Source organism: Enterobacter sp. JBIWA008 (genome assembly GCF_019968765.1).
Taxonomy (GTDB): Bacteria; Pseudomonadota; Gammaproteobacteria; order Enterobacterales; family Enterobacteriaceae; genus Enterobacter.
On record NZ_CP074149.1, the window covers coordinates 486,883 to 513,859 of the forward strand.

Here is a 26,977-nt window from a genome sequence, read left to right on the forward strand (position 1 = left end):
TCCTCACTGAAAAGGGTAAGAATAAATTATTCAACAAAAGCGAGGTCATGAAATAGTTTATTCTTATGTTCTGTGAGCTATTTCACGAATGATATCAGCGTGATCGTGAACGTGTGACTCCCCTCCCATGCAGCGTGTGCGCGGTCTGTCCATACTTATCGTCATTGCCACTGAAGGAGGGAGACAGTATGTACTGGCAGACCCATACCGTTTTCAATCAACCCGCACCACTCTCTAACAGCAACCTTTTCCTCTCGGACTGCGCCCTGCGCGATGCGGTGGCGCGTGAAGGGGCCGAGTGGGATATCGAGCTGCTCGCCAGCATCGGACAACAGTTAGGCACCGCGGAGTCGCTCGAGCTGGGCAGGCTGGCGAACGTCAATCCGCCGGAGTTACTTCGCTATGACACCACCGGAGAGCGGCTGGATGATGTCCGCTTTCACCCGGCATGGCACCTGCTGATGCAGGGGCTGTGTGCCAATCGGGTACACAACCTGGCATGGGAAGAGGAGGCGCGTAAAGGGGCGTTTGTCGCCCGGGCCGCACGCTTTGTGCTTCATGCTCAAGTGGAGGCGGGCACGCTTTGCCCGGTCACCATGACGTTTGCCGCGACGCCGCTGCTGCAGCAGGCGCTCCCCAAAATATTTCACGACTGGCTGACGCCGCTGCTCAGCGATCGCTACGATCCGCATCTGGCCCCCGGTGCGCAAAAGCGCGGCCTGCTGGTTGGCATGGGGATGACGGAAAAGCAGGGTGGCTCGGACGTGCTCAGTAATACCACCAAAGCGGAAAAATGCAGCGACGGCAGCTACAGGCTGGTGGGGCACAAATGGTTTTTCTCCGTCCCGCAAAGCGATGCGCATCTGGTGTTGGCCCAGGCGAAGGGCGGGTTGTCCTGCTTTTTTGTACCGCGCTTTTTGCCTGGCGGACAGCGCAACGCCGTGCGTCTTGAGCGCCTCAAGGACAAGCTTGGGAACCGCTCCAACGCCAGCAGCGAGGTGGAGTTTCTTGATGCCTCCGGCTGGCTGTTGGGGGAAGAGGGCGAAGGGGTACGGCAGATCCTCAAAATGGGCGGTCTGACGCGCTTTGACTGCGCGCTGGGCAGCCACGGGCTGATGCGTCGGGCGCTCTCGGTGGCGCTGTACCATGCCCATCAGCGGCAAACCTTCGGCAAAAATCTCATCGATCTGCCGCTAATGCGCGACGTGTTAAGCCGGATGGCGCTGGTGCTGGAGGGGCAAACGGCGCTGCTGTTCCGCCTGGCCAGGGCGTGGGACAAACGCGCGGATCCGCAAGAGGCCGCCTGGGCGCGGCTGTTTACCCCAGCGGCGAAATTTAGCGTGTGCAAAGCAGGTATCCCGTTTGTGGCTGAAGCAATGGAGGTGCTCGGGGGAGCAGGGTACTGCGAGGAGAGTGAACTTCCCCGCCTGTACCGCGAGATGCCGGTGAACAGTATCTGGGAAGGGTCAGGGAATATCATGTGCCTTGACGTGCTGCGGGTGCTGGCGAAGCAGCCGGGTATTCACGACCTCCTTGCCGACGAGTTTGCGCAGGTGAAAGGGCAGGACCGACATTTCGACCGCAGCTGGCGACAGCTTCAGCAAAAACTGCGTAAACCGCAGGAGGCGCAGGGGCGGGAGATCGCGCAGCAGCTTTTCTTGCTGGGTGCCGGAAGCCAGATGCTGCGGCACGCATCGCCTCCGGTGGCGCAGGCGTGGTGCCGCATGATGCTGGATACCCGTGGCGGTACGCTGATGAGCGAGCAGGTACAAAGCGACCTGCTGCTGCGTGCAACGGGCAGAGTCGGTTAGCCTTTTAGCTGGAACAGGCTCACCAGTTGAGTCAGGTGTGAACCCTTCTCGCGCAGCGTTTGAGCGGTTTGTTCGCTGCGTGAGATGCGATCGGCATTGATATGCGACGCTTCGCCAATATGGGTCATGGCGAGGTTCACCTGGCCGATCCCGGCGGACTGCTCGCGGGAGGCATGGTTAATCTCGGTGACCAGCTGGCTGATGTTATCGATATGAATGATGATGTCATCCATCGCCAGGCGGGTCTGTTCAGACAGCGCATGGCCCTCGCTCACTTTTCTGAGCGTATCGCCAATAAGCTGTTCAATCTCCTTCACCGCGTTAGCGCTGCGTCCCGCCAGGGCGCGAACTTCCTGCGCGACCACCGCAAACCCTTTGCCGTGCTCGCCTGCGCGGGCCGCTTCCACTGCCGCATTCAGCGCCAGAATATTGGTCTGGAAAGCGATTGACTCGATCACGCGGGTGATGTCTTCGATGCGTTTTGACGCTTCGCGAATGTCGTCCATGGTCGACACCGCGTGGGTGACCGTCTCGCCGCCCTGATGGACCGCGAGCGAGGTTTCACCTACCAGCTGCTGCGTTTGCTCCATGTTGGCGGCATTTTGCTGCACGGTGGCGGCCAGCTGCTCCATGCTGGCGGAAGTCTCTTCCACGCTGCTGGCCTGCTTGTTGATCTGCTCTGAAATCTCGCCAGTGTCGGCGGCCAGCGCGTTGGTGCCCAAATGGATCTCGCCTGCGGCCTCACGAACCTGCAGAACAATTTTTTGCAGGCCGCCGCCGATGCCGTTGATAGCGTCGATCAGCTGGCCGACTTCGTCCTTGCGCGTCACGGGCAGGCTGGAACGGAGATCCCCTGCGGCATATTGTCGGGCGAGATGGATCACATTGCGCAGCGGTCGGGTCAGCACGCGGCGAATAATGACCACGAACAGGCCAGCAAAAAGGATGGATAAGACCACGCCGGCCAGCAGGAAACGATCGCGCATGGCGGTGACGCTTGAGAGCAGCACCGATTTATCCACTTCGCCTACGATAGTCCAGTTCCAGCCTGGCAGCGGGGTATAGGCCATTTTCAGCGTGCGACCGTCGTCGCTTGTACGCTCCAGCGTGCCGGGTTTGTCACTCAGAAGCTGTTGCTGCGTCGCGCCGTCCCACTTCGGGAGTTTTCCCTCTTCGCTGGCGTGGAACAGGTATTGCCCGCGCGTTTTGCCGTTGCTGCGATCCAGCACAAAGAAGTGACCGCTCTCGCCCAGTCGGCGGTTGAGGATTTTCTCACGCATGACGTTCCAGGAGTGGGTGATGTCCACCCCGACAAAGACAATCGCAATGACCTGTCCTTCGGCGTTTTTAACGGGCTGGTACTGGGTGATGTAGCGTTTGCCGAACAGCAGCGCCAGGCCGCGGTAGACTTCACCTTTGTTGACGGCGGCAAAGGCCGGGCTGGCGTTATCCAGAACGGTACCGATTGCCCGATCGCCATTCTCCTTGCGCAGGGACGTGGCAACGCGAATAAAGTCGTTACCGCTGCGTACAAACAGCGTCGAAATGGCTCCCGTACGGTTCAGGAACTCGTCAGAAAGGGTGTTATTTTCATGCAGCCCGATGTCTCCGCCTTTCAGAAGCGGAACGCTGTGTCCGTTAATCGTCTGGGGTTGGGAATTATCAATGTTCAGAGGCTGCGGTAAAAAGGTGGTAAACAGACGGGTATAGCTCTCAACCTCTTCACTCAGGCTGGTGTTAAACATCTGCACCATGTCGACCATGCCGGTGGACTGATTATGCAGATCTTCGACCGCAAGGGCTTCAAGCTGCTGGCTGGCTTTTTGGCTGAGCAGAAAAGTGAATAGCAGAAACAGCGTGGCGACACTGACGCCAGTCAGCAGCGAGAGTTTCGACCCCAGGCCCGCACGGCGGAAAAAGTTGATCATAAATTGCTCATCATTGAAAAGTTATGGTTCTTCAACGGCAGAGCGGGGATTACGTTTACTGTTTTAATGTAACAAAATGTTAGTTAATTGTTCTTTATTGGTTTTATATAAGATAAAAAATTTGCAAAAACGAAAAGCCACTAAAAGTAAGTGGCTTTTATCAGGAGGGAGATTACACGTAGAGAATGGCCTGTACCCGCCAGTGGTCGATATGGTTATCTTCCTGCATCTGGATGATGCGATACCATGAAGCACCCTGCTCATCGGCCTTTAATGCCACGACACGTTCAACGTCTTGCGGGCTCCCCGAGATATTATTCACGGAGATCTGGCCAATTTCATTCAGGCCAGTCACACAATCAGCACTGGCGAATTCTGCTGACTGCGCGGTGGTGCTCACCAGGCCTGCGGAAAGTAACAGAGAGGTCAAAGCAAGAGTTCGTTTCATCGTCAGCTCCATTTCACATATTTCCGGTATCCGCCGGGCAATCCTTCGCGAATAAACTCCCATCCCTTGTTGTTGCTGGCATGGAGTTTATTGTGGACAGGAAAATGTCTATGGACGCAAAGCAGTGTAAATCTCGTTTAAATGAAAACCATTATTTACGGTACAAAATGGCCTGTGAATACCACTGTCCCGTAATGATGGTTTCGTCGATCATAATGATGACGTAATAATCTGCTTTGGCGGCGACGGCTTGTGCTTTTATTGCCGCTTCTGCGTCATCCGGAGAGCCGCGAACCTGCGCGGAGATGGTGCCCATTCGTTGTAATCCTTCCGTCTGATTACGTCGAATCTCCTGTGGATGATCGGCGACCGGTGGAGCGGGTTGCGGCGTTCCCTGCAGCGCGCTACAGCCAGTCAGCAGAAACACCAGCAATAAAGCAGTAAGCCTGCGCATAACCATATCTCGTTTCCTGATAGCCATAGTGTAGTTGTCTGTGAATTTAGTTTTGGGGGAATGTTCCCGAAGTGTTATCTGGGACGTATATTTCGAATGAAAATGACGTGAAAGCGTAACCCAGTTCTCAACATTATGAATCATACATTCGCACAGGGTCGACAATGATTGAAATTGAAATACGCCACCTCGGCGACCATGAAATTTTACACGCGATGCCAGCGGGTAAACGTGATAAACCGCTGCCTGTAGTGGTTTTTTACCACGGGTTTACCTCATCGAAGCTGGTTTATAGCTATTTTGCGGTCGCGCTGGCGCAAGCGGGGTTTCGCGTGGTGATGCCAGATGCACCCGACCACGGCGCCCGCTTTACGGGTAATGAACAGGCGCGGCTGGGGCAGTTCTGGCAGATACTGCACGGTAGCCTGACCGAGTTTGCCGGGCTGCGCGATGCGCTTTATGAGGCAGGGCTGGTGGCCGACAATCGTCTGGCCGTGGCCGGGGCGTCGATGGGGGGGATGACGGCGCTGGGAATTATGACGCATCATTCTGAAGTGAAGTCGGTCGCCTGCCTGATGGGCTCGGGCTATTTTACGTCGCTTGCGAAGACCCTTTTTCCCCCTCAGGATTTAGCGGAAATCACCGCGATGCTGGAAGAGTGGGAAGTAACTCGGGCATTGCCGCACCTGGCGGATCGCCCTCTGCTGCTGTGGCACGGTGACGCGGATGATGTGGTCCCGCCCGAGGGAACCTTCCGCCTGCAGCAGGCGTTAATGAATGAAGGACTGGACGGTAATCTGACCTGTTTGTGGGAAGCGGGCGTCCGCCACCGCATCACGCCAGCGGCGCTGGACGCCACGGTAGCGTTTTTTCGCCAGCACCTTTAAACGCGCAGGACTTTGACGCCCTGATCTTCCCGTTTCTGGAGGATCTCAGGGTTGGCGCCTTTGCCGGCGGTATTCCGTAACCATTGACAAAAAAAAGCCCCCGGGCAGGGGGCAACGTCAACTATGGCTATGTTCTCGTTGTTGGCTTTCCTGGTGCTAGCGTTATCGGTAAATATCTGCACTGGCGTGCATATTGCCGTTGCTGCCGGGCTCACGGGTTAACATCACGTGGTAATAGGTTGCGCCCTGCGCATCGGTTTCTTCGTTAAGGGCCTGATCTGCTTCACTTTCCGTGGCGAAATTATGATTGATGTAAATGACGCCCAAGCTTTGCACATCATCCATGTTTCTGGCCTGTCGGCTATCTATCTTGATGGCTGCCATCGCGTTTGCACTGAGCAAAAGCGCAGCCATTATGGCTAATGCGATTTTTTTCATGATATGCGCTCCACGACTGCGTGCTGCGAGAGAGGGGATGCTCCTTATTTAATTCAGGTTATCTCTGATTAAAGTGTAATCGCTGATCCGGAGGGGATGCGTGACCATTTCTGATGCAGTTGTTCAAAAAAACAGCGCTTCCGCGTGTGAGTAATTTTAAATCACCCACTTAGACCCGCTTCGCGCTTTGTGCGAATTATTTGTGCAATCAGCTTGAGTTTCCGGGGGCGCGCAAGTATTATGACGCGTCAATTTTTCAGCCGACCTTTAACACGTTCCTTGCCTCCCCGGGCCTCGGCTGACCCAGACAGGAGGCTGAATAATCCGTAAGGAGCAATTCGATGCGTCATTACGAAATCGTTTTTATGGTCCATCCTGACCAGAGCGAACAGGTTCCGGGTATGATCGAGCGTTACACTGCTGCCATCACTGGTGCAGAAGGTACGATCCACCGTCTGGAAGACTGGGGCCGCCGTCAGCTGGCTTACCCGATCAACAAACTGCACAAAGCACACTACGTTCTGATGAACGTTGAAGCGCCGCAGGAAGTGATCGATGAGCTGGAAACTACCTTCCGCTTCAACGATGCCGTTATCCGCAGCATGGTTATGCGTACCAAAAACGCAGTTACCGAAGCATCTCCGATGGTTAAAGCGAAAGACGAGCGCCGTGAGCGTCGCGATGATTTCGCAAACGAAACCGCAGATGATTCTGATGCTGGGGATTCTGAAGAGTAATTTCTGATGACCAACCGTCTGGCGTTGTCCGGCATCGTATGCAGGGCTCCCCTTCGAAAGGTCAGTCCATCAGGAATTCCGCATTGCCAGTTCGTGCTTGAGCATCGTTCTGTGCAAGAGGAAGCCGGGTTTCACCGGCAGGCGTGGTGCCAAATGCCCGTTATTATTAGCGGACACGAAAACCAGGCCATTACTCACAGTTTAACGGTCGGTAGCGCAGTAATCGTTCAGGGGTTCATCTCTTGCCACAAGGCAAAGAACGGCCTGAGCAAAATGGTTCTGCATGCCGAGCAGATTGATTTGATAGATTCTGGAGACTAGCCATATGGCACGTTATTTCCGTCGTCGCAAGTTCTGCCGTTTCACCGCGGAAGGCGTTCAAGAGATCGACTATAAAGATATCGCAACGCTGAAAAACTACATCACCGAAAGCGGTAAGATTGTCCCAAGCCGTATCACCGGTACTCGTGCAAAATACCAGCGTCAGCTGGCTCGCGCTATCAAACGCGCTCGCTACCTGTCCCTGCTGCCGTACACTGATCGTCATCAGTAATCGGGCACGGTCCATTAATACGACTTTAAGAGGATAAGGTAATGCAAGTTATTCTGCTTGATAAAGTAGCAAACCTGGGCAGCCTGGGTGATCAGGTTAACGTTAAAGCGGGTTACGCACGTAACTTCCTGGTTCCACAGGGTAAAGCTGTTCCAGCTACCAAGAAAAACGTAGAGTTTTTCGAAGCACGTCGCGCTGAACTGGAAGCCAAACTGGCTGACGTTCTGGCGGCTGCTAACGCTCGCGCTGAAGCAATCAACGCACTGGGCACTGTTACCATCGCTTCCAAAGCTGGCGACGAAGGTAAACTGTTCGGTTCCATCGGTACCCGCGATATCGCTGATGCAGTTACTGCAGCAGGCGTTAAAGTGGCTAAGAGCGAAGTTCGTCTGCCGAACGGCGTTCTGCGTACCACTGGTGAGCACGAAGTTGACTTCCAGGTTCACAGCGAAGTGTTCGCTAAACTGGTTGTTAACGTTGTAGCTGAGTAATTTCTTACTCTGCTCACGTTGAAACGCCGGCCTTGCGCCGGCGTTTTGCTTTTTACAGTTTCGGCTCTTAACGCACCCTGATAAAACTGCCGTCTGACTGGCGGGTAAACAGCACCTGTTGTCCGTTTCCTGTATCAATCGTTAATCCTGTCACCACCCCGCTGGCATTCTGGCGAATCTGCACCATCTGACCATTCTGCAGGTTACTAAGCGGTTTACCCGCACCTTCTACTTTCGCCATGGCATACACGTCGGTTGGCGGCAGGTTATGGTCGCGGAACAGCTGTGCCAGGGTTTTGCCCGGCTCTACGCGATAGGAACGCCACTGTTGCTCAATGCCGGTGGGTTGTTGCGTCTGAGGCTGTGATGGGGCGGCGGCTTGATCCTGCGGCTGTTCATCCTGAATAGGTTCTGGCTCAACCGGCGCGACCTGACCCGGATCGTTAGACGGGGTGACAAGCTGCGTCTGCATCGGCTGTGCGTCAGGCTGTGGCCGCGTCTGCGACTGAATGTCCAGTTGAGCATTTCGGGTGACGGGTGTGGTATCAACATCATCGCCCCCGGAAGGAAGCAGGAAGCCCACGATCACCATCAGCGCGCCAATGATGATCCCTCTGCGATGCAAAGGAGGCAGCGGGTCCATGATGCGAAAATTGTCCGGCGCCTGCCAGATTTTCGCCAGGGTAGGTTTCAGTTCAAATCGCCCGGGCATGGCACTCCTCCTGCTCCGCGTATTTTTTATCCTGTGCCCCGAAGTATAGTTTGCTAACTGCCTGAACGGCGTAGTAAACCCGACATCCGTGACATCAGTTCGGGATTAATCCTGGTTATCTCTATTGTTTCTGTTTCGTCGCGGTTTGTCACCTTAACTTCAGACAAAGTTTTACCCATAAGGGCATGGCTGATATGCTGCCCGCTACTTTAAATGTGATGGAAGGAAAACCCATGACCACCCCGACTTTTGACACTATCGAAGCGCAGGCAAGTTACGGTATCGGCTTGCAGGTAGGACAGCAGCTGAGCGAATCCGGCCTGGAAGGTCTGTTACCAGAAGCGCTGGTGGCGGGTATCGCTGACGCGCTGGAAGGCAAACAGCCTGCTGTTCCGGTTGACGTCGTGCACCGTGCGCTGCGTGAAATCCACGAACGTGCTGACGCCGTGCGTCGCGCGCGCTTCGAAGAGATGGCGGCCGAAGGTGTGAAATATCTGGAAGAGAACCGTGAGCGTGAAGGCGTGAACAGCACCGAATCCGGTCTGCAGTTCCGCGTGATCAACCAGGGCGACGGCGCAATCCCTGCGCGTACCGACCATGTTCGCGTACACTACACCGGTAAGCTGATCGACGGTACCGTCTTTGACAGCTCCGTGGCGCGCGGCGAACCGGCAGAATTCCCGGTCAACGGCGTGATCGCAGGCTGGATCGAAGCTCTGACCCTGATGCCGGTCGGTTCCAAATGGGAACTGACTATCCCGCATAATCTGGCCTACGGCGAGCGCGGCGCTGGCGCGTCCATCCCGCCATTCAGCACCCTGGTCTTTGAAGTCGAGCTGCTGGAAATTCTGTAATCGACTTTTCTTATTTCCTCTCCCCGATTGGGGAGGGGAAAATAGCGTGAAAACCTATAGTTACGACGTAATCAATATTTTATCTTGCAAACGAAACTGTTGCGTGTATTTTTGTGAGCTGTTTCGCGCTGTATGAGTGATATGACACTCACTTCCAACATATTATTAACATAATATCTAAATCATAGTATTCATCCCGCCGATTCTTACCTAATATCGATTAGCCCTTACAAGGGAACGTCATCTTTTGACGTATTTAAAGGCCAGAAGAGCCTTAACAACACAGTCAGGCATAAACAGGAAAATATCACATGGTAGATCAGGTCAAAGTCGTCGCCGACGAAGAGGCGTCGTCTGAACAGTCGCTACGGCGCAATCTCACAAACCGTCATATTCAGCTCATTGCCATCGGGGGTGCCATCGGTACCGGGCTGTTTATGGGGTCAGGCAAAACCATCAGTCTCGCCGGGCCGTCGATCATATTCGTTTATATGATCATCGGTTTTATGCTGTTCTTCGTGATGCGTGCAATGGGTGAACTGCTGCTCTCGAACCTCGAATACAAATCCTTTAGCGACTTCGCTTCTGACCTGCTCGGGCCGTGGGCTGGCTATTTCACCGGCTGGACCTACTGGTTCTGCTGGGTGGTCACCGGTATGGCGGACGTCGTGGCGATTACCGCCTACGCGCAGTTCTGGTTCCCGGGGCTGTCGGACTGGGTCGCCTCGCTGGCGGTCATTATTCTGCTGCTGAGCCTGAACCTCGCCACCGTCAAAATGTTCGGTGAGATGGAGTTCTGGTTCGCGATGATCAAAATCGTGGCCATCGTTGGGCTCATCGTTGTGGGTCTGGTGATGGTGCTTACCCACTTCCAGTCGCCAACGGGCGTTCAGGCGTCGTTTACCCATCTGTGGAATGACGGCGGCTGGTTCCCGAAAGGCATTAGCGGCTTCTTTGCCGGCTTCCAGATCGCGGTGTTCGCGTTTGTGGGAATTGAGCTTGTCGGAACGACCGCTGCGGAAACCAAAGATCCGGAGAAGTCCCTGCCGCGCGCCATCAACTCCATTCCTGTGCGTATCATCATGTTCTACGTCTTCGCGCTGGTCATCATTATGTCCGTGACGCCGTGGAGCTCCGTGGTACCCACCAAGAGCCCGTTCGTTGAGCTGTTCGTGCTGGTAGGCTTGCCTGCTGCCGCGAGCCTGATTAACTTCGTGGTGCTGACCTCTGCGGCCTCTTCCGCGAACAGCGGGGTGTTCTCCACCAGCCGCATGCTTTTTGGTCTGGCGCAGGAAGGCGTAGCGCCGAGCGCGTTCGCTAAGCTTTCTAAGCGTGCGGTACCGGCAAAAGGGCTGACCTTCTCCTGCATGTGTCTGCTGGGCGGCGTGGTGATGCTCTACGTGAACCCAAGCGTGATTGGCGCGTTCACCATGATTACCACGGTCTCTGCGATTCTGTTTATGTTCGTATGGACCATCATCCTCTGTTCATACCTGGTGTACCGCAAGCAGCGTCCACACCTGCATGAAAAATCGATTTACAAGATGCCGCTGGGCAAGCTGATGTGCTGGGTGTGCATGGCGTTCTTCGTCTTCGTGCTGGTTCTGCTGACGCTGGAAGATGATACCCGTCAGGCACTCATCGTCACGCCGCTGTGGTTTATCGCGCTGGGGCTGGGCTGGGTGTTTATCGGTAAGAAACGTATGGCAGGCGTAAGGTAAAAGCAAAACGGCAACTTCGGTTGCCGTTTTTAGTTTTTCTATTCCCCAGCTAATGCCCGCGGGAACAGAACGTTGTTCTCAAGACTGATGTGTTCCATCAGGTCGTCGATCATCTCGTTAATGCCGTTGTACATCGCTTTCCACGTTGTGCACGCTTCTGGCGGCGGCGTGACGTTGTGGGTGGTGTGTTTGATCACTTCCAGCAGTTCGCCCGCGTCATCATGCTCGCTTTCCATTACGCTGATAGGCCCCATCGCCTGGCTGCCCATTCCATGTTTGATCATCGGGAAGAGGATCTGCTCTTCTTTCATCATATGGCTGGAAAGCTCTTCGTGCAGCAGGGTCAGGTACTTTGCCAGACCGCGCGGTACGGAAGGTTTGTCGGCATGTACGCGCTCAACTTTGGTCGCCTGCAGGATCAGTTCCGGCAGCTGTTCACGGTGACGGTCATGGTAACGTACGATGATATGGTCGATGATTTCAGCGAGCGGGGCGGTTCGCCAGTCTTTGTCGACGGGCTGCTCGGCCAGCAGCGCCAGCTCTGCTTCAATCACCTCAACGTCCAGCTCTTTGCGTGAGGCCGCATGCGCAAGGGTTTGCTTACCGCCGCAGCAGTAATCCATATCGTATTTACGGAACAGCGCAGAAGCGCGAGGGATGGAGAGCGCCAGCTCGCCAAGGGGTTGGTCGCGAAAGGCCATAGCAGTTACCTCGTCATCAATAATATAAGATGCATATTAAATGCATCTTTATCGCGGCGCTATAACCCTTTAGAGGGAAGGGAGAAAGTGAGATGCAGATCACAAAAAAATACTGCATTTAACTCTCTGAATGGACTTAGGAAAGTGGTTTAGAAACTTTTTAAAGGTGTAGAAACAGTAAACAACCCGCCGTGCCTGCCGATATATCCACGTCAGACAAACCTGCATATAACAAAGGCAACGCATGTTTAAACGTATAAAAGTCATTACCCTTCTGATTTCGGTGCTGCTTGTGCTCGGGATCATGCAAGTGATTTCCGCCGGTATCTTTATCAACGCGCTGAATAACGATAAAGACAACTTCACCGTGTCGCAGCTCTCCAGCAAGAACGTGGCGGAGTTTACCGATGCGTGGATCAGTCTGAACCAGGCGCGCGTCACCCTGAACCGCGGGATGTTGCGCCTGCAAAGCAGCATGGCCTCTCAGATTAACGGCGGTCAGCTCAATGAGTTGGTCAACACGGCGAAAAATCTGCTCGCCGATGCGCAGGTCCATTACGATAAATACTATGCCCTGCCAAATACGCCCGGCCTGGATGAGAACCTGACTAACCAACTCGAAGAGCAGTACCGCATGTACTCTGCAACGCTGACGCAAATGAACGTTCTGCTGAGCCAGGGCAATCTGGAAGATATGTTCAAGCAGAACGCGGAGCAAAAGCAAAACGCGATGCAGAAGGTTTATCGTGAATGGCGCGAGGCGCAGGCAACGCTCACCGATAAAGGCATCCAGGACAATGAAAGTGATTACAAGCACATCCTGTGGATCCTCTCTGCGGTTATGCTGCTGGTGATAGTGGTGATTATTTCCAGCTGGGTAGCCATGCGCCGCGTGCTGTTGCTGCCTCTGGAAGAGGTGATTAACCATATTCGTGCCATTGCGGCGGGGGATTTAACCCAGCCGATTCAGGCTGAAGGTAAGAACGAAATGGCTATCCTGGCGCGCAACGTTCAGGAGATGCAAACCTCGCTAGCGAACACAGTAGGCGTGGTGCGTGAAGGCGCAGATACGATTTACACCGGTGCAGGAGAAATCTCTGCGGGCAGCAACGATCTCTCTTCACGTACCGAGCAGCAGGCCGCTTCTCTGGAAGAAACGGCAGCCAGCATGGAACAGCTGACGGCAACCGTGAAGCAGAACGCCGATAACGCGCGTCAGGCTTCCCGTCTGGCGCTGGACGCCTCCTCTACGGCGAAGAAGGGCGGAAACGTGGTTGAAGGCGTGGTGCGTACGATGGACGAAATCGCCACCAGTTCCAGTAAAATCGCGCAAATTACTAACGTGATCGACGGTATTGCCTTCCAGACTAACATCCTGGCGTTGAACGCGGCGGTGGAAGCGGCGCGCGCGGGCGAGCAGGGCCGTGGTTTTGCGGTGGTGGCAGGGGAAGTGCGTACTCTCGCCCAGCGCAGCGCCCAGGCGGCGAAAGAGATCAAAGCGCTGATCGATGATTCCGGTGAACGCGTGAGCGCGGGCTCCCAGCTGGTTAACGAAGCCGGGGAGACGATGGCAGAGATCGTCAATGCGGTCACCCGCGTCACCGACATCATGGGTGAAATTGCCTCGGCCTCTGACGAGCAGAGCCGCGGTATCGACCAGGTGGGCCAGGCGGTAGCCGAGATGGACCGCGTGACCCAGCAGAACGCCTCGCTGGTAGAGGAATCTGCAGCCGCGGCTGCGGCGCTGGAAGATCAGGCTGCACGCCTGAACGAAGCGGTGGCGGTGTTCAAAATTACCCGTAACCAGGCGGTCAAAGCGGCGCCGGTGAAAACCTATGTGCCAAAAGCGCAGCCTGTAGCGACGGCATCAGAAGGGAACTGGGAAACGTTTTAACATCATGCCGGGTAAGGCAAAGCCGCCCCCCGGCAAAAATCACATCTCCGAAGCCGGAACGACCCTCGCTTTTTCCGGCTTCGCTCTTACCGCCATCACCACCCCCACCACCAGCAGCGCGATCCCGCAGGCCGTGAATAACGGCGGCACGCTCTGGCGCATCAGGAAGGTATAAAGCAGTCCGGCCAGAGTTTCGAAGACAATCAGCGGCCCTAAAATCACCGTCGGCAGCTTCTGGCTGGCAATGTTCCAGCACAGCGCGCCCACCCACGAGCACAGCACCGCAATCGCAACCATTAAGCCAGTAAACACCCACGGTCTTGGCCCGAAGGGCTGGGCGAAGTCTGGCTGTTGATGGCCTAACCAGATGCACGCGCCGGCATATCCCACCAGTGAGACGGGCAGCGTGACCAGCGCCTGCGCCGTCGCCCACATCATCGGGTGCTTGTCCGGGTTCTCCCGCAGCCAGCGCGCGTTGCGCAGGGCATACCATGCCCAGCACGCCACGGAAATGAACGCCAGCACAATGCCAGTACCGTAACGCCACAGGTCAACACCAGCCTGCCCGTGACGTAGCTCAGCAATATTGACGCATACCAGCCCCACGGCGGTACATACCAGCGCTGGCGCCATTTTTGACCACGCCAGTTTGCCATCGCGGTGGCTGTAGAGCAGGTTAGCAAAGACGGGGATGACGACCGGCAGCGTGCCGATAATCATGGTAGATACCGGAGCACCGGTACGCTGAATGGCACTCGCGAGGCAAACGTAGTAGATAAGATTGCCCATCATGGTCAGCGCCAGCGCGGTCCCCCAGTCCTGACGGCTGAGCTGACGCAATCGCGTGCGTCCCAGCCACGCCAGGGGCAGAGCAATCAGCCCGAGCGCCAGATAACGTCCGGTCGACTGCAGTATTGCCGGATACTCGGGCACGATCAGCGGGCCGACAAAAATCAGTCCCCACATCATCCCGGCCAGCAGGGCATACAACACTCCACTAATCATTTTTTCCATCCACAGGTATTTACGCTGTATGCAGTGTAGGAGGGGAAAATGCGCGCGTATTGTATGAGGTTGCGCATTAGCGCCGGGTGACCTGCTTCTGGTAGCGGACGGGGGTAATGCCGTAGCGGTGGGTAAACGCGCGGGTTAAATGCGACTGGTCGGTCAGTCCGGTCGCGGCGGCGACCTCTGCCGCGGGCATGCCGTGCGTGAGGAACGCTTTGGCGCGCCAGAGGCGAATGGCCATCAGCATCTGGTGCGGCGTCACGTGAAAATGGGCTTTGAACTGGCGCTGGAAGTGGTACGGGCTGAGCGAAACGACGCTGGCCAGCTCGTCCAGCGTCAGGGCGCGCATATAGTTGTCGTGCAGATACTCGCGCACGCGTTCGAAGCGGTGCGCGCCTTCCTGAACCACTGGCGCATGATGGGCAAACGGCCGGAAGGTCTCAATCAGATCCAGCAGTAATCCTTTTTGCGCAAGCGGATCGTCCGTATGCCACAAGCCGTAAATGAGCCTGCCAATTTGCTGCGAGCGCAGCGGGTCATGACGCGTGACATCGCTAAACCACCAGTGCCGGAGGCCGGTCACCTCTTCCAGCAGATCGGGTTCGATATAGACCATCCGGTAGCGCCAGCCGCCTTCGGTGGCGGATTCGCCGGTATGGATCTCGTCCGGGTTCATGGTGACGACGGATTTTTCCACCGCGAGATGCTGGGTACCGCGATAGCGAAAGCGCTCGGCACCGGTTTCAATCGTGCCGATCCCGAAGGCTTCATGGGTGTGAGGCTCAAAGGCGTAGTCAGAAATATGCGCATGATAAAGCTCCAGGCCCGGCAGCTGTGCCAGATGGCGAAAGCGTGCGCTGTCTCTTTCATCATTAAACTGTTCCGGTACGCCTTGCACGGTGAGCCTCCTCGTGGTCATCTTTTCATTATCAGAGATGATCGGGGTTTATGCACTAAACATCTTTGCCCGAACGGTTTTACGGTAATCCCCCGGTGAAACCGTTGTTTTATGCTTAAACTGGCGATTGAAGTGCGCAATATCCTGATATCCAACCGCATTCGCGATTTCCTGAATGCTTAGATTGGTGGATTGCAGCATTGTCATGGCGGATTCAATTCTGGCGGTTAATAAATACTGCAGAGGGGACATGTCGGTGGCATTTTTAAAGCGGCGATTAAAGTTGCGCAAACTCATGCCAGCCATATCTGCAAGATTTTGCATAGATATATCCGATGCGCAGTTGGCTTTTATCCAGATTTGAATTTGCACGATATCTTCATCCGGATGGGGTTTGTTTTCTTCACTGTAGCATTGACGCTCAAACTGGCTACGAATTTCATGGAAAAATGTCCGTTGAGTATGTGTGGCTACGCGCTTCCCGTATATCGTTTCTATAAAATGGATCGTCAGATCTGACAGGGCCTTAACGCTTGCGGCGCAGAAAATATTATCGGCCTGCGTGAGAAAATGCTTTGTTTGTAATTTTACGCTGGGGTAGTCGCGCGCGAATTGTTTGAAGTAATGCCAGTGGGTGGTGGCGGGCTTCCCGTTGAGCAGTCCCGACTCCGCCAGAAAACAGCACCCCGTTCCGACGGCGGCAATGCGGGTTCCTCGCGCGGCCTGCTCGGTCAGCCATTCCAGAAGTTCAGGCTGTTGTCTGACCACTGCGCGAGGATTGCGCCACAGGGCAGGAAGATAGATAACGTCATAGTGCCTGTATGCGGCAAGGGTGGTATCGGCGATAATACTAAAGCCGCTGTGCGTCAGGATGGGCTCGCTGTTTATGCCAATGGTGTTCACCTTCAGAATATTCTCCGGGCGACAGAGCCTGAAGGGTGACTTCTCCTGTTTGTGCGTGACTGCGTGGGATGTTATTTTTTGCTCGGCTAAATAGCTACTGGCTGCGGCTTTCCACATTTCAATCGGAAGACTGAGACCGGAACTTAGCATGCGTTCGCATAACACAAATCCTATTTGTGTATTTGTCATTTATTATTAATACCTGTTTTGACTATTATTTTTGGCAGTTCATCGTTGTCCTGGCCAAAAAAGTCAGCATTTTGGCTGGATTTTCATATTAGCTTTTGTTGGTAATTTGTAAACTGATATCTGAAATTATCGCACTTACTTAATCAAATAAATTCACGACCACTACAGGATGAATTATGGTGAAATTACCCGTAATAACGGCTTTTGGCGGCTATAGTCCAGCTGGTCGTAGTTCTTCACATCATGCATTTCGGCGAATGATTATTGAGTCATTATCAGAAGAAGAAAGGCAGGAGACGTTATTATCGCTATCCGTCCTGATGGGCATGCTTAAATATGATGGAGATGGCTATTGCGATATTTCTGGTAAAAGACTTACACCCGCTCAGGCCGCAGAGAAGATAAAAGACGAGGTGCTTGAGGGAACCCTTATTAGAGAAATTACGCGCGACTATTTTAATGTCAATGCTATTGTCAGCCATGCAAAACTGAATATGGCTTCAGGCGAAGAAGGATTCAGTTTTAATATATCTGCCAGACAATTACCTCACCCCTTGCCGGCGGGATGGCACGTTGAAGAATTAGCGGATCGGCGTGTCCGTATCACCGTTCAGGGAGAGATGGACTGTAATATTGAGGCGTTGCTGCGCACGGAGGTTCAGGCGGCAGGGCTGTTGCCGCAGGGATTCCGCCCGGGTGACCATTACAATTCGCAGTTCCATCCGCGGGCGCTACAAATTGCGATTGTCGGCGCGTCAGACGCCATCAACGCCCTGGGGATCCCGTGGCGAGAGATACAGGCAAAAATCGCGCCGGATCGGCTCGGTGTCTATTCGGGCAATATCATGGGGCAGCTCGACGATTATGGCTTTGGCGGAATGCTGCAGTCGCGCCTTAAAGGCCAGCGCGTCAGCGCCAAACAGTGTCCGCTGGGCCTGAACAGCATGTGCGCCGATTTCCTCAATGCGTATGTGCTGGGTAGCGTCGGTCATACCAGCGCCACGCTGGGGGCGTGCGCCACGTTTCTGTATAACCTGAATGCGGCAGTTGAAGATATCAAGGCGGGACGCATTCGCGTGGCCGTTGTGGGCAGCGCCGAAGCGCCGGTCACCTCCGAAGTGATTGAAGGATTCGACGCCATGGGCGCCCTGGCAACGGAGAGCAAGCTTAAGCACATTGATGAAACGGAAACGGCCGACTGGCGCAACAGCAGCCGCCCGTTTGGCAACAGCTGCGGTTTTGTGATCGCAGAGTCCAGCCAGTATGTCGTGTTAATGGACGACGAACTGGCGCTGCAGCTTGGCGCAGAGATCCACGGTTCGGTGGGGAATGTCTTCATTAATGCTGACGGCTTTAAACGTTCTATTGCGTCACCGGGGCCGGGGAACTACATCACCATGGCGAAAGCCGTAGCCTCTGCGGTATCGATGGCCGGGATCGAGACGGTGCAGAAGGGATCGTTTATTCAGGCGCATGGATCAAGCACGCCGAAGAATTGCGTCTCCGAGGCGGATATTTTTGACCGCGTTGCGCAAGCCTTTTCAATTCGCAACTGGCCGGTGACGGCGGTGAAATCATATCTCGGTCACTCCCTGGGGCCCGCCAGCGGCGACCAGCTCATCAGCTGCCTCGGCGTCTTCCGCTATGGTATTTTGCCGGGAATTAAAAGCCTGTCGCACATTGCGCCGCAGGTGAATAACGCACGCTTAACCATTCCTGTTCAGGACTGCAAATTAGAGGAAGGCCAGGGGCAAATCGCCTTTATTAATTCAAAAGGCTTTGGCGGGAATAACGCCACGGGGGTGGTTTACTCGCCAAAGCTTACCCATCAATGGTTGCGCAAACGCTACGGGGACGCGGTGTATGCGGATTATCAGCAGCGTAACCGCCTGGTGCGACGTCAGGCGAACGCATACGACGAGGCGGCGTCGCAGGGTGAGCTCAATGTCATTTATCTGTTCGGCCAGCAGGGAATAAATGAGGAAGATATTAAGATTGATATGAACGGCATCACCATTCCCGGATTTGAAAAACCGATAACGTACGCGAAGGATAAAGAATACCCGGACTTTTAATCGTTATATCTGATTTTATTAATAATAAAGATGAGCGGGCCGGGTAAGGGAAATCACCCGGCCGCAGGAAAGAACGGTGACACCGTTAAAGAATGGCTTTAATGCTCTGGGCCAGCGGCGTCGTTGCGCGCCCGATCAGTTTGCTCAGCGTATGGCTATCGTCAAACAGTCCCCCTTTAGACGCGCCCACATCGGAATCCGCCAGCATATCGGCTAGTCCGGCAGGCAGGCCGACGCTTTTCAGCGCGGCGGCAAAATCCGCTTCACTGAGATTCTGGTAGGTGACCGGCTTTCCGCTCTGTTTGCTGAGTTCAGCCGCCAGTTCGCTCAGCGTCCAGCCGTGGTCGCCCGCCAGTTCATACACCTTGCCTTCATGCCCCTCTTCAGCAATCACTTTGGCTGCCGCCGCGGCATAGTCTGCACGGGTCGCAGAGGCAATTTTGCCTTCGCCTGCCGCACCAATAAATACGCCGTGTTCCAGCGCAGGCGGCGCGCTCGCCAGATAGTTTTCGGTATACCATCCATTGCGCAGCAGGGCATAAGGAATGCCGGATTCCGCCAGCGCTTTTTCAGTGGCAACGTGTTCAACGTGCAGACCGAGCGGCGATTTGTCCGCATGCAGCAGGCTGGTGTAGGCGATAAATTTCACGCCTGCCGTTTTGGCGGCGTTAATTACATTCTGGTGCTGGGTTGCGCGCTGGCCGACTTCGCTGGACGAGATCAGCAGGAGCTTATCCACGCCGCTGAGCGCGGCGGTCAATGCGGCTTCATCCGTGTAGTCTGCCTGACGTACCACAATTCCCTGCTGGCTTAAGGCTTGCGCTTTCGCCGGGTTACGTACGATGGCCACAATCTGGTTGGCCTGTACGGTTTTCAACAGCTGTTCGATAACGAGATGGCCAAGCTGGCCGGTAGCGCCGGTAATCGCGATCATGATGAATCTCCTTCGTGTTTATCAGGTGTTGTGGCACACTAGCACCATAGCTAACTTTTAGTAAGTACGTACAAAAAGGTAAGTATGAAAACAACGATATTGACCCTCAGCGAACAAATGCGCGATGGCAATCTTTTCGCGGAGCAGTGCCCTTCACGCGAGGTGCTCAAACACGTGACCAGCCGCTGGGGTGTACTGATTCTGCTGGCCCTGCGCCAGGGAACGCATCGCTTTAGCGATCTGCGCCGTAAAATGGGCGGGGTGAGCGAAAAAATGCTGTCCCAGTCGCTCCAGGCGCTGGAGCAGGACGGGTTTGTCGATCGCGTATCCTATCCGGTGGTGCCGCCGCACGTAGAGTATAGCCTGACGCCGATGGGCGTTGAGGTGAGCGAGAAGGTCGCTGCGCTGGCGGACTGGATTGAGGTGAATACGCCGAAGGTGATGGCGAATCGGGACGATCGCGCGGCGTAAACGCCGGGTAAGTAGGGCCTGATGCCCTCACCCTGACCCTCTCCCACAGGGAGAGGGAACAAAGTTGCCGTTTTGTTTTTACTTACTCAAATCCACCTGATAAATCGCGAACCCAATATCATCCGTTGCGACCTGTTTCATCGGATACTGTGCCTTGTCCTTAATGAACGCGGCAGCCTTATCGGACGGTGACGTTTCAAAGCGGATATCCAGTTTCGTTTCGCTGTGGATCGGTGCCAGACGCCAGTTGTTGTCCACCGCCGGATGAATTTCGCCCGCCTTCTTCGACTCCGCGCTGATCCACGCCGCCAGCACCGAGCGGTTCTCGTCCGGCGAGGCAAAGGCGATGTGGCTATCTCCCGTACCGGCAAACTTACCGCCGTAGGCGCGGTAGTTATTGGTCGCCACCAGGAAGGTTACATTCGGGTCGATCGCCTTGCCGTTGAAGGTCAGATTTTTGATGCGCTCCGCCTGCGGGTTAATGGCCTGACATTCGCCGTCATATTTCGCCGGCTGGGTGACGTCAATCTGGTAGTCCACGCCGTCGATCACGTCGAAGTTATAGGTACGGAAGCCGTCCCAGTTAATCAGCGACTGCGGCTTACTGCTGTGCGGGTCAATCTGGTTAAACTGTCCGGCAGAGCACTCCAGCCACTCTTTCACCTCCTGGCCCGTCGCTTTTACCACCACCAGCGTGTTTGGATAGAGATAGAGATCGGCGGCGTTACGGAAGGTCAGCTGGCCCTTTTCGACTTCCACATAGCTTGCCGGGTCATTCTTACGCCCGCCCACCTTGAATGGTGCTGCGGCTGACAGGACAGGCAGTTTTGCCAGATCCGGATCGCCCTGCACAAAGTGTTTGGCATAGGCTTTCTGCGCCATGTTGACGACCTGAACGGTCGGGTCGTCCTGCACCAGCGCCAGGAAGCTGTACATGTTGTCGGCGGATTTGCCGATCGGCTTGCTGACGAATTCGCGCGTGGCGTCGTGATCGTGCTTCAGCACGTCGACCAGTTTTTTATCTTCCGCCGCCAGAGATTTTTTAGCCGCAGCGTCGTAAATCGGGCGCGCTTCGGCTTTTGACTGCGTCACCTTCCAGCTGCCGCCGTCGTTATTCAGCACCAGATCCACCACGCCAAGATGGTCGCCCCACATGCCCGGCATCACCGACGGCACGCCGTTGAGCGTCCCTTTCACTATATCCGCCCCTTTGATGCTGGCGAAATCTTTGCCCGGGAAGACCGCGTGGGCGTGACCGAACAGGATCGCGTCGACGCCCGGAACTTCACTCAGATAGTAAACGGAGTTTTCTGCCATGGCCTGATACGGATCGGCGGAGAGACCCGAGTGGGCGACAACGACCACCAGATCGGCACCTTTTTCGCGCATTTCCGGCACGTATTTGCGCGCGGTATCGGTGATGTCGTTAACGATCACCTTACCGTCGAGGTTGGCCTTATCCCACGTCATGATCTGCGGCGGGACAAAACCGATATAGCCGATTTTCAGCGTCTGTTTGTTACCGTCCTGGTCGACGACGTTTGTCTCTTTAATGAGGTAAGGAGTGAAGAGCGGTTTTTGCGTCTTAACGTCGATGATATTGGCGTTAACGTACGGGAATTTCGCACCGGCGAGCGCATCGTGCAGGTATGTCAGACCGTAGTTGAATTCGTGGTTACCGAGGTTGCCGACGGTGTAATCCAGGGTGTTCATCGCTTTATAAACAGGATGGATCTCGCCTTTTTTCAGTCCCCTTGTCGCCATGTAATCCCCGAGCGGACTACCCTGAATGAGATCGCCATTGTCGACCAGCACGCTATTTTTCACTTCACCGCGCGCGGCATCGATCAAGCTTGCCGTGCGTACCAGGCCAAATTTTTCCGTCGGAGTATCTTTGTAGTAATCGAAGTCCATCATGTTGCTGTGCAGATCGGTCGTTTCCAGAATACGCAGATCTACCGTCGCCGCCTGCGCGCTCGTTGCAATCAGCGTCACCAGAAGCGTTGCACTAAACTTAATCATCAGAGGAGTCCTTTTTTCGATGCAGACCACAAAAGAGTATGTATCTATAGCTTGTTGCTTACAGAAATGTGAATCCTGACAGAAAAAAGTAACCTGAAACCAGAATTGCTTCACAGATAGCGGAATTATTCACATTACGATATAACTAAAACAAAGAGTTAACCTCACTGCGTTAACAAAGAGGTGGAAAATGCTAGATAAAATTTGTCAGCTCGCACGGGATGCGGGAGATGCCATCATGCAGGTGTATGACGGCAGTAAACCTGTGGAGGTTGTCAGCAAAGCCGACGATTCTCCGGTCACGGCAGCGGATATTGCGGCGCATAAGGTGATCCTGAAAGGGTTACAGGCCTTAACGCCGGACATCCCTGTTCTGTCAGAAGAAGCGCCGCAAAGCTGGGACGAACGCCAGCACTGGCAGCGCTACTGGCTGGTCGATCCGCTGGACGGGACAAAAGAGTTCATCAAGCGCAACGGTGAATTTACCGTCAATATCGCCCTGATTGAGAAGGGTAAAGCGGTGCTGGGCGTGGTCTACGCGCCGGTGATGAAAGTGATGTACAGCGCTGCAGAAGGGAAGGCATGGAAGGAAGAGTGCGGCGTGCGCAAGCAGATCCAGGTGCGCGATGCGCGTCCACCGCTGGTGGTAATTAGCCGCTCGCACGGCGACAGCGAACTGCGGGAGTACCTGCAGCAGCTGGGTGAACACCAGACCACCTCGATTGGCTCATCGCTGAAATTCTGCCTGGTAGCGGAAGGTCAGGCGCAGCTGTATCCTCGCTTTGGGCCAACCAACGTCTGGGATACCGCGGCTGGTCATGCCGTTGCCGCGGCCGCCGGGGCGCATGTTCATGACTGGCAGGGCAAGCCGCTGGACTATACCCCGCGCGAATCCTTCCTCAACCCCGGCTTCCGCGTCTCTATTTACTGAGCCAGCAGCTTATGCAGCAGGTCGACAACCTGCTGCACCTCTTCCTGGGTTAACGCGCCGTCTTTCGCCCACTGTACGCGGCCCTCTTTATCCAGCACGATAATCGCAGAGCTCTCTTCCTCCAGCTGCCAGGCCTTACGGGTTACGCCGTTGCTGTCGACGATAAACTGCGACCACGGATAGAGCTTTTTATTGCTCTCAAGGCTGGAGCGCACAAACATCCCGGATCCCGGAATGGCGTCATCGGTATTCACAATTGTGGTGGTCTGGTAGCGGTCATGCGGGAATTTTGCAGATTTGATCGCTTCCACCAGGCTGGCATTTTTCTCTTTTGCGGATGTACGACCGGCAATATGTTGTACAACTCTCACTTTGCCCGCGAGCTGCGCGCTATTCCAGGGTTTGTAGCTAAACTTATCATTGTCGAGAATCAGTTCTCCCCGGTCAGCAATGCCGACTGGCGGTACACGTTGTCCTTTTTCAATGCTGTGAGCGGAAGCCCACAGGGGCAGTAGCAGGCAGGCTGCTGCAAGGATATTACGTAGGGTCATGGCGTTTCCTTATTGTTTGCAGGTGATCTGACCACTTGGTCTTACGCTTTTAATCATAAGTGCGATCAATGGGGTTTTCCCGCAATCCCGATGCCAGTTTGCGGGCGAACGCACATATCCATGAAAAAACGACGGCTTATACTGCGCCCGGTCACGCTTTGCAAAGATTATTCTGAATAATTGTAATCAAACGGTAAATAAACTTATGCACACTGGGTAACACCGTAGTTCTGGTCTATAGTCATTGGGCATCAAAATTTGCGCTCAGGACAGTCGGGCCGATTGTGGCACCGCATGAGCGTATGATTCGCAGGAGATACAAGAATGAAAATTTTCCAACGCTACAACCCGCTTCAGGTGGCGAAGTACGTGAAGATCCTGTTCCGTGGACGGTTGTATATCAAGGATGTTGGCGCTTTTGAGTTTGATAAGGGCAAGATCCTTGTCCCAAAAGTGAAGGACAAACAGCACCTTTCTGTGATGTCCGAAGTCAACCGTCAGGTTATGCGTCTGCAAACTGAGATGGCTTAACCAAAGTGCTATGCAGTAGTTAAAAAAACGGCTCCCAATGGGAGCCGTTGATGTTTGTAGGGGGGCGCTTTACGCCGACACCTTCTCTTCCGCGTCCGGCAACTTCGGTACCAGTACGGTCGGTTTGTTGTCGATGCGCGTCACCAGCAGCTGATCGATGCGGTAGTTATCAATATCCACCACCTCAAACTTGTAGCCGGAGAACTTCACCGAGTCGGTACGTTTCGGGATCTTACGCAGCATAAACATCATAAAGCCGCCGATGGTCTCGTAGTTGCCGGACTGCGGGAACTCGTCGATATCCAGCACGCGCATTACGTCTTCAATCGGTGTGCCGCCATCAATCAGCCATGAATTATCGTCACGCTGAACAATCTGCTCTTCCAGCCCCTGGCCAACCAGGTCGCCCATCAGCGTGGTCATCACGTCGTTCAGGGTGATAATCCCCACCACCAGCGCGTATTCGTTCATGATAACCGCGAAGTCTTCCCCGGCGGTTTTGAAACTTTCCAGCGCTTCTGAGAGCGTCAGGGTGTCCGGTACAATCAGGGTGTTACGGATCTGCACGCCGCTGTTGAGCGCCAGGCTTTGGTTTGCCAGCACGCGGTTCAGCAGGTCTTTGGAGTCGACATAACCGATGATGTGGTCGATATCTTCATTACAGACCAGGAACTTAGAGTGCGGATGCTGCGCTACTTTGTTCTTCAGGCTCTGCTCATCTTCATGTAAATCGAACCAGATAATGTTCTCACGGCCCGTCATGGAAGACGGCACGGTACGGGATTCCAGTTCGAATACGTTCTCAATCAGCTCGTGTTCCTGCTTGCGCAGCACCCCGGCCAGCGCGCCGGCTTCCACGACCGCATAAATGTCGTCAGACGTGATGTCGTCTTTACGCACCATCGGCAGCTTAAAGATGCGGAAAATGACGTTTGCCAGGCCGTTGAAGAACCACACCAGCGGACGAAACACGTACAGACAGAAGCGCATCGGGTTGATGATACGCAAAGCCACAGCTTCTGGCGCAATCATACCGATGCGTTTCGGGGTCAGGTCTGCAAAGAGGATGAACAGGCCGGTTACCAGCGAGAAGGAGAGGATAAAGCTCAGCTGTTCGGCCAGTTCAACGGACATGTACTGCACAAACAGGCTATAAAACGCCGGGGAAAACGCCGCATCACCCACGATACCGCCGAGGATGGCGACCGCGTTGAGGCCAATCTGCACCACGGTGAAGAACATGCCGGGGTTTTCCTGCATTTTCAGGATGCGGGTGGCATTGATGTTGCCTTCATCGGCAAGCAGCTTCAGTTTGATTTTACGGGACGCGGCCAGCGAGATCTCAGATATCGAGAAAAACGCGCTGACGGCAATCAGACAAAGTATTACTAAAATACTGTTTAACATAGTTTATCCGGCTTCTCGCCAGATCCTCAGAAGGGGAGTTGATACCATTCGTGTGAAAACACATTGAAAATCAGCTCGTAGCGTTGAGCCGATTATTTCAGCGGGTAGTATAGCGTAAAGAGATGTAAATCTGCCAGAGGTCACATTTTTACGCTTAAGTACCGAGAAGTGTTGTGCTTGGGAATTGATGGGAACCATTCTCATTTAAAGAGGGTTTTCATGCAATCTTTACCAGATCTTTATCCAATCTTTATACAGCAAAATGTGCGTTTTTTAGACAGGACAGCTTCCTCTGAACGCTCTTTTATGTGGCAGCGTCGATTAGCTGGGAAACTTCTTCGAGTTAGCCTACGCACTCAGGACAGAAATGTGGCTCAGTATCGTGCCGTAAAGCTCACTGAAGCCTTTATAAGGCTCTCTCAGCTAATGGGAAATACAAATCCACTATTGATTCGTGAAACGCTTCTAAAGGCCAGAGATAAGCAAATAGAGGATGAATTTTTATCCGCCGCCTCTGTATGTCATGTCTCGCCGCATCCAGTAATACAAGAAAAGAGCATTTCCCCTTTATTGTCATCAGTACTTAATGAGTGGCTTGAGGAGATGAGTTCTGATTGGGCGAAGAGTACCAAAGTGCTTAATGAGAGAACGGTGAATGGTTTCCTGGAATGGTGTGGGGATATCCCAGTAGCTTCAGTTACGAAAAAGACGGTGAGTACTTATAAAAAGTTTCTTGATAAGTCGGGTAAGTCACCTCGATCCAGACAAGATGCCATTATTAAGGTTTCTGCGATGTTCAATTTCGCTATGAAGCAACGTGATTACATCGTGAAGAATCCTTTTTTGGGGATGAACTATAAGAATGTTGAAAATGTGAGTATTAAAACGGGTGTTTCATTAAGGGAGCATCAAAAAATAATTTCTTCTGAGCATGTTGGTAATACCAGGTCCTTATGGTGGTTACTAAACCTACTTTTTTACACAGGAGTACGTATCGGTGAGGCGATCCAAATCTCTTCAAATGATTATATTGAGAAAGAAGACCAAGGAATACTCATCAAGTGTATCAGCATTAATGATGCGGGTACTAAAACCGTTAAGAATAACGAGTCAATTCGCGATATACCTTTAAGTGATAGTCTTCTAAAGGCTGGTATATGGGAAGAGAAACCAATATATCATTGGGTTAATAATTCATCTGCAAGTAATGCCGTAAGCAAGGCTTTCAAAAAAGCAGGTATGAAACATACAGCACATGACTATAGATATGGCTTGTCAGACCGATTGAGAGATCTTCAAGAAGTACCAGACCATATAAGATTCTCGATACTTGGACATGCTCATCGAACAATGACGGATAGAACATACAGGAGTAAACAACCACTTCTGCAAATGAAACAAGTGATTGATCGTATCTGAATTAAAAGC

At 53.9% G+C, this 26,977-nt stretch carries 27 protein-coding genes; 14 read left to right on the top strand and 13 right to left on the bottom strand.

Annotated elements, in window-relative coordinates; genetic code table 11:
* The first annotated feature begins 188 nt into the window (after positions 1 to 188).
* A complete protein-coding gene (locus KGP24_RS02330; protein ID WP_223562239.1) occupies positions 189 to 1,811 on the top strand; it encodes an isovaleryl-CoA dehydrogenase in 1,623 nt (540 codons plus the stop codon).
* On the opposite strand, the gene KGP24_RS02335 is transcribed toward KGP24_RS02330, so the two are convergent.
* The 3 genes from KGP24_RS02335 to bsmA form a co-directional block, all read right to left on the bottom strand.
* A complete protein-coding gene (locus tag KGP24_RS02335) occupies positions 1,808 to 3,739 on the bottom strand; it encodes a methyl-accepting chemotaxis protein (protein WP_223562240.1) in 1,932 nt (643 codons plus the stop codon). The genes KGP24_RS02330 and KGP24_RS02335 overlap by 4 nt on opposite strands.
* A gap of 172 nt (positions 3,740 to 3,911) precedes the next feature.
* Positions 3,912 to 4,187, bottom strand: a complete 276-nt coding sequence (gene yjfN / locus KGP24_RS02340; RefSeq protein ID WP_008502907.1) for a DUF1471 family protease activator YjfN — start codon at positions 4,185 to 4,187, stop codon at positions 3,912 to 3,914.
* Between the two features lie 151 nt (positions 4,188 to 4,338).
* Positions 4,339 to 4,668, bottom strand: coding sequence for a biofilm peroxide resistance protein BsmA (gene bsmA / locus KGP24_RS02345; protein WP_223562241.1), 330 nt, complete (start codon positions 4,666 to 4,668; stop codon positions 4,339 to 4,341).
* Between the two features lie 137 nt (positions 4,669 to 4,805).
* Between bsmA and yjfP the strand changes: the two genes are divergently transcribed.
* Entirely contained in the window at positions 4,806 to 5,528 is a 723-nt protein-coding gene (gene yjfP / locus KGP24_RS02350) for an esterase (protein ID WP_223562242.1), read from the top strand.
* Positions 5,529 to 5,690: 162 nt separating this feature from the next.
* On the opposite strand, the gene yjfY is transcribed toward yjfP, so the two are convergent.
* Entirely contained in the window at positions 5,691 to 5,966 is a 276-nt protein-coding gene (gene yjfY / locus KGP24_RS02355) for a DUF1471 family protein YjfY (protein ID WP_010427445.1), read from the bottom strand.
* Between the two features lie 341 nt (positions 5,967 to 6,307).
* Between yjfY and rpsF the strand changes: the two genes are divergently transcribed.
* The 4 genes from rpsF to rplI are packed head-to-tail and all read left to right on the top strand — an operon-like array spanning position 6,308 to position 7,747.
* A complete protein-coding gene (rpsF, locus tag KGP24_RS02360; protein ID WP_080328808.1) occupies positions 6,308 to 6,703 on the top strand; it encodes a 30S ribosomal protein S6 in 396 nt (131 codons plus the stop codon).
* Positions 6,704 to 6,709: 6 nt separating this feature from the next.
* Positions 6,710 to 7,024, top strand: a complete 315-nt coding sequence (gene priB / locus KGP24_RS02365) for a primosomal replication protein N (RefSeq protein ID WP_008502895.1) — start codon at positions 6,710 to 6,712, stop codon at positions 7,022 to 7,024.
* Between the two features lie 4 nt (positions 7,025 to 7,028).
* Positions 7,029 to 7,256 (top strand): 30S ribosomal protein S18, encoded by a 228-nt coding sequence (gene rpsR / locus KGP24_RS02370; RefSeq protein ID WP_000135199.1) that lies wholly within the window; start codon positions 7,029 to 7,031, stop codon positions 7,254 to 7,256.
* 41 nt (positions 7,257 to 7,297) lie between these two features.
* Positions 7,298 to 7,747 (top strand): 50S ribosomal protein L9, encoded by a 450-nt coding sequence (rplI, locus tag KGP24_RS02375; RefSeq protein ID WP_003856039.1) that lies wholly within the window; start codon positions 7,298 to 7,300, stop codon positions 7,745 to 7,747.
* A gap of 67 nt (positions 7,748 to 7,814) precedes the next feature.
* Here the strand turns inward: rplI and KGP24_RS02380 are convergent, their stop codons facing one another.
* Complete coding sequence (locus KGP24_RS02380; protein WP_223562243.1) at positions 7,815 to 8,459, bottom strand: OapA family protein; 645 nt, start codon at positions 8,457 to 8,459, stop codon at positions 7,815 to 7,817.
* A gap of 233 nt (positions 8,460 to 8,692) precedes the next feature.
* Between KGP24_RS02380 and fklB the strand changes: the two genes are divergently transcribed.
* A complete protein-coding gene (gene fklB, locus KGP24_RS02385; RefSeq protein ID WP_008502892.1) occupies positions 8,693 to 9,313 on the top strand; it encodes an FKBP-type peptidyl-prolyl cis-trans isomerase in 621 nt (206 codons plus the stop codon).
* Positions 9,314 to 9,624: 311 nt separating this feature from the next.
* Positions 9,625 to 11,034, top strand: coding sequence for a D-serine/D-alanine/glycine transporter (cycA, locus tag KGP24_RS02390; RefSeq protein ID WP_223562244.1), 1,410 nt, complete (start codon positions 9,625 to 9,627; stop codon positions 11,032 to 11,034).
* A gap of 38 nt (positions 11,035 to 11,072) precedes the next feature.
* Here cycA and ytfE read toward each other — a convergent pair whose 3' ends face one another.
* Positions 11,073 to 11,735: an iron-sulfur cluster repair protein YtfE gene (ytfE, locus tag KGP24_RS02395; RefSeq protein ID WP_223562245.1), complete on the bottom strand. Its 663-nt coding sequence runs from the start codon at positions 11,733 to 11,735 to the stop codon at positions 11,073 to 11,075.
* A 244-nt stretch (positions 11,736 to 11,979) separates the two neighbouring features.
* On the opposite strand from ytfE, the gene KGP24_RS02400 reads away from it, so the two are divergent.
* The gene (locus KGP24_RS02400; protein ID WP_223562246.1) at positions 11,980 to 13,629 is read left to right on the top strand and encodes a methyl-accepting chemotaxis protein; all 1,650 of its coding nucleotides are present in this window, start codon (positions 11,980 to 11,982) and stop codon (positions 13,627 to 13,629) included.
* 39 nt (positions 13,630 to 13,668) lie between these two features.
* Here KGP24_RS02400 and KGP24_RS02405 read toward each other — a convergent pair whose 3' ends face one another.
* The 3 genes from KGP24_RS02405 to KGP24_RS02415 form a co-directional block, all read right to left on the bottom strand.
* The gene (locus KGP24_RS02405) at positions 13,669 to 14,634 is read right to left on the bottom strand and encodes a DMT family transporter (RefSeq protein ID WP_223562247.1); all 966 of its coding nucleotides are present in this window, start codon (positions 14,632 to 14,634) and stop codon (positions 13,669 to 13,671) included.
* A 76-nt stretch (positions 14,635 to 14,710) separates the two neighbouring features.
* Positions 14,711 to 15,535, bottom strand: coding sequence for an AraC family transcriptional regulator (locus KGP24_RS02410; RefSeq protein WP_223562248.1), 825 nt, complete (start codon positions 15,533 to 15,535; stop codon positions 14,711 to 14,713).
* A gap of 48 nt (positions 15,536 to 15,583) precedes the next feature.
* Positions 15,584 to 16,627, bottom strand: a complete 1,044-nt coding sequence (locus KGP24_RS02415; protein WP_223562249.1) for a helix-turn-helix domain-containing protein — start codon at positions 16,625 to 16,627, stop codon at positions 15,584 to 15,586.
* Positions 16,628 to 17,247: 620 nt separating this feature from the next.
* On the opposite strand from KGP24_RS02415, the gene KGP24_RS02420 reads away from it, so the two are divergent.
* Entirely contained in the window at positions 17,248 to 18,702 is a 1,455-nt protein-coding gene (locus KGP24_RS02420; RefSeq protein WP_223562250.1) for a beta-ketoacyl synthase, read from the top strand.
* A gap of 85 nt (positions 18,703 to 18,787) precedes the next feature.
* On the opposite strand, the gene KGP24_RS02425 is transcribed toward KGP24_RS02420, so the two are convergent.
* A complete protein-coding gene (locus KGP24_RS02425) occupies positions 18,788 to 19,636 on the bottom strand; it encodes an SDR family oxidoreductase (RefSeq protein WP_223562251.1) in 849 nt (282 codons plus the stop codon).
* 84 nt (positions 19,637 to 19,720) lie between these two features.
* Here KGP24_RS02425 and KGP24_RS02430 point away from each other — a divergent pair, with 84 nt between their 5' ends.
* Complete coding sequence (locus tag KGP24_RS02430) at positions 19,721 to 20,107, top strand: helix-turn-helix domain-containing protein (RefSeq protein WP_223562252.1); 387 nt, start codon at positions 19,721 to 19,723, stop codon at positions 20,105 to 20,107.
* A gap of 78 nt (positions 20,108 to 20,185) precedes the next feature.
* Here the strand turns inward: KGP24_RS02430 and KGP24_RS02435 are convergent, their stop codons facing one another.
* Positions 20,186 to 22,129: a bifunctional 2',3'-cyclic-nucleotide 2'-phosphodiesterase/3'-nucleotidase gene (locus KGP24_RS02435; RefSeq protein ID WP_223562253.1), complete on the bottom strand. Its 1,944-nt coding sequence runs from the start codon at positions 22,127 to 22,129 to the stop codon at positions 20,186 to 20,188.
* Positions 22,130 to 22,319: 190 nt separating this feature from the next.
* Between KGP24_RS02435 and cysQ the strand changes: the two genes are divergently transcribed.
* On the top strand, positions 22,320 to 23,060 hold the full coding sequence (cysQ, locus tag KGP24_RS02440) for a 3'(2'),5'-bisphosphate nucleotidase CysQ (RefSeq protein ID WP_194401569.1): 741 nt from the start codon (positions 22,320 to 22,322) through the stop codon (positions 23,058 to 23,060).
* Here the strand turns inward: cysQ and KGP24_RS02445 are convergent.
* Complete coding sequence (locus tag KGP24_RS02445; protein WP_194401568.1) at positions 23,054 to 23,611, bottom strand: YtfJ family protein; 558 nt, start codon at positions 23,609 to 23,611, stop codon at positions 23,054 to 23,056. The genes cysQ and KGP24_RS02445 overlap by 7 nt on opposite strands.
* Positions 23,612 to 23,935: 324 nt before the next feature.
* On the opposite strand from KGP24_RS02445, the gene KGP24_RS02450 reads away from it, so the two are divergent.
* Positions 23,936 to 24,142, top strand: coding sequence for a DUF1107 domain-containing protein (locus KGP24_RS02450; RefSeq protein ID WP_008501430.1), 207 nt, complete (start codon positions 23,936 to 23,938; stop codon positions 24,140 to 24,142).
* Positions 24,143 to 24,211: 69 nt separating this feature from the next.
* Here KGP24_RS02450 and KGP24_RS02455 read toward each other — a convergent pair whose 3' ends face one another.
* Positions 24,212 to 25,549 (bottom strand): hemolysin family protein, encoded by a 1,338-nt coding sequence (locus KGP24_RS02455; RefSeq protein ID WP_194401567.1) that lies wholly within the window; start codon positions 25,547 to 25,549, stop codon positions 24,212 to 24,214.
* 219 nt (positions 25,550 to 25,768) lie between these two features.
* Here KGP24_RS02455 and KGP24_RS02460 point away from each other — a divergent pair, with 219 nt between their 5' ends.
* Positions 25,769 to 26,968 (top strand): phage integrase SAM-like domain-containing protein, encoded by a 1,200-nt coding sequence (locus KGP24_RS02460; protein ID WP_223562254.1) that lies wholly within the window; start codon positions 25,769 to 25,771, stop codon positions 26,966 to 26,968.
* The last annotated feature ends 9 nt before the right edge of the window (positions 26,969 to 26,977 follow it).

Coding starts and splice junctions, on each gene's coding strand:
- KGP24_RS02420 (WP_223562250.1), top strand. CDS start 17,248: ATGGACTGTAATATTGAGGCGTTGCTGCGCACGGAGGTTCAGGCGGCA.
- ytfE (WP_223562245.1), bottom strand. CDS start 11,735: ATGGCCTTTCGCGACCAACCCCTTGGCGAGCTGGCGCTCTCCATCCCT.
- KGP24_RS02425 (WP_223562251.1), bottom strand. CDS start 19,636: ATGATCGCGATTACCGGCGCTACCGGCCAGCTTGGCCATCTCGTTATC.
- rpsF (WP_080328808.1), top strand. CDS start 6,308: ATGCGTCATTACGAAATCGTTTTTATGGTCCATCCTGACCAGAGCGAA.
- KGP24_RS02335 (WP_223562240.1), bottom strand. CDS start 3,739: ATGATCAACTTTTTCCGCCGTGCGGGCCTGGGGTCGAAACTCTCGCTG.
- KGP24_RS02400 (WP_223562246.1), top strand. CDS start 11,980: ATGTTTAAACGTATAAAAGTCATTACCCTTCTGATTTCGGTGCTGCTT.
- KGP24_RS02415 (WP_223562249.1), bottom strand. CDS start 16,627: ATGACAAATACACAAATAGGATTTGTGTTATGCGAACGCATGCTAAGT.
- KGP24_RS02330 (WP_223562239.1), top strand. CDS start 189: ATGTACTGGCAGACCCATACCGTTTTCAATCAACCCGCACCACTCTCT.
- yjfY (WP_010427445.1), bottom strand. CDS start 5,966: ATGAAAAAAATCGCATTAGCCATAATGGCTGCGCTTTTGCTCAGTGCA.
- KGP24_RS02460 (WP_223562254.1), top strand. CDS start 25,769: ATGCAATCTTTACCAGATCTTTATCCAATCTTTATACAGCAAAATGTG.
- KGP24_RS02435 (WP_223562253.1), bottom strand. CDS start 22,129: ATGATTAAGTTTAGTGCAACGCTTCTGGTGACGCTGATTGCAACGAGC.
- cycA (WP_223562244.1), top strand. CDS start 9,625: ATGGTAGATCAGGTCAAAGTCGTCGCCGACGAAGAGGCGTCGTCTGAA.
- yjfN (WP_008502907.1), bottom strand. CDS start 4,187: ATGAAACGAACTCTTGCTTTGACCTCTCTGTTACTTTCCGCAGGCCTG.
- rplI (WP_003856039.1), top strand. CDS start 7,298: ATGCAAGTTATTCTGCTTGATAAAGTAGCAAACCTGGGCAGCCTGGGT.
- cysQ (WP_194401569.1), top strand. CDS start 22,320: ATGCTAGATAAAATTTGTCAGCTCGCACGGGATGCGGGAGATGCCATC.
- KGP24_RS02455 (WP_194401567.1), bottom strand. CDS start 25,549: ATGTTAAACAGTATTTTAGTAATACTTTGTCTGATTGCCGTCAGCGCG.
- KGP24_RS02430 (WP_223562252.1), top strand. CDS start 19,721: ATGAAAACAACGATATTGACCCTCAGCGAACAAATGCGCGATGGCAAT.
- KGP24_RS02450 (WP_008501430.1), top strand. CDS start 23,936: ATGAAAATTTTCCAACGCTACAACCCGCTTCAGGTGGCGAAGTACGTG.
- fklB (WP_008502892.1), top strand. CDS start 8,693: ATGACCACCCCGACTTTTGACACTATCGAAGCGCAGGCAAGTTACGGT.
- priB (WP_008502895.1), top strand. CDS start 6,710: ATGACCAACCGTCTGGCGTTGTCCGGCATCGTATGCAGGGCTCCCCTT.
- bsmA (WP_223562241.1), bottom strand. CDS start 4,668: ATGGCTATCAGGAAACGAGATATGGTTATGCGCAGGCTTACTGCTTTA.
- KGP24_RS02445 (WP_194401568.1), bottom strand. CDS start 23,611: ATGACCCTACGTAATATCCTTGCAGCAGCCTGCCTGCTACTGCCCCTG.
- KGP24_RS02380 (WP_223562243.1), bottom strand. CDS start 8,459: ATGCCCGGGCGATTTGAACTGAAACCTACCCTGGCGAAAATCTGGCAG.
- KGP24_RS02405 (WP_223562247.1), bottom strand. CDS start 14,634: ATGATTAGTGGAGTGTTGTATGCCCTGCTGGCCGGGATGATGTGGGGA.
- rpsR (WP_000135199.1), top strand. CDS start 7,029: ATGGCACGTTATTTCCGTCGTCGCAAGTTCTGCCGTTTCACCGCGGAA.
- yjfP (WP_223562242.1), top strand. CDS start 4,806: ATGATTGAAATTGAAATACGCCACCTCGGCGACCATGAAATTTTACAC.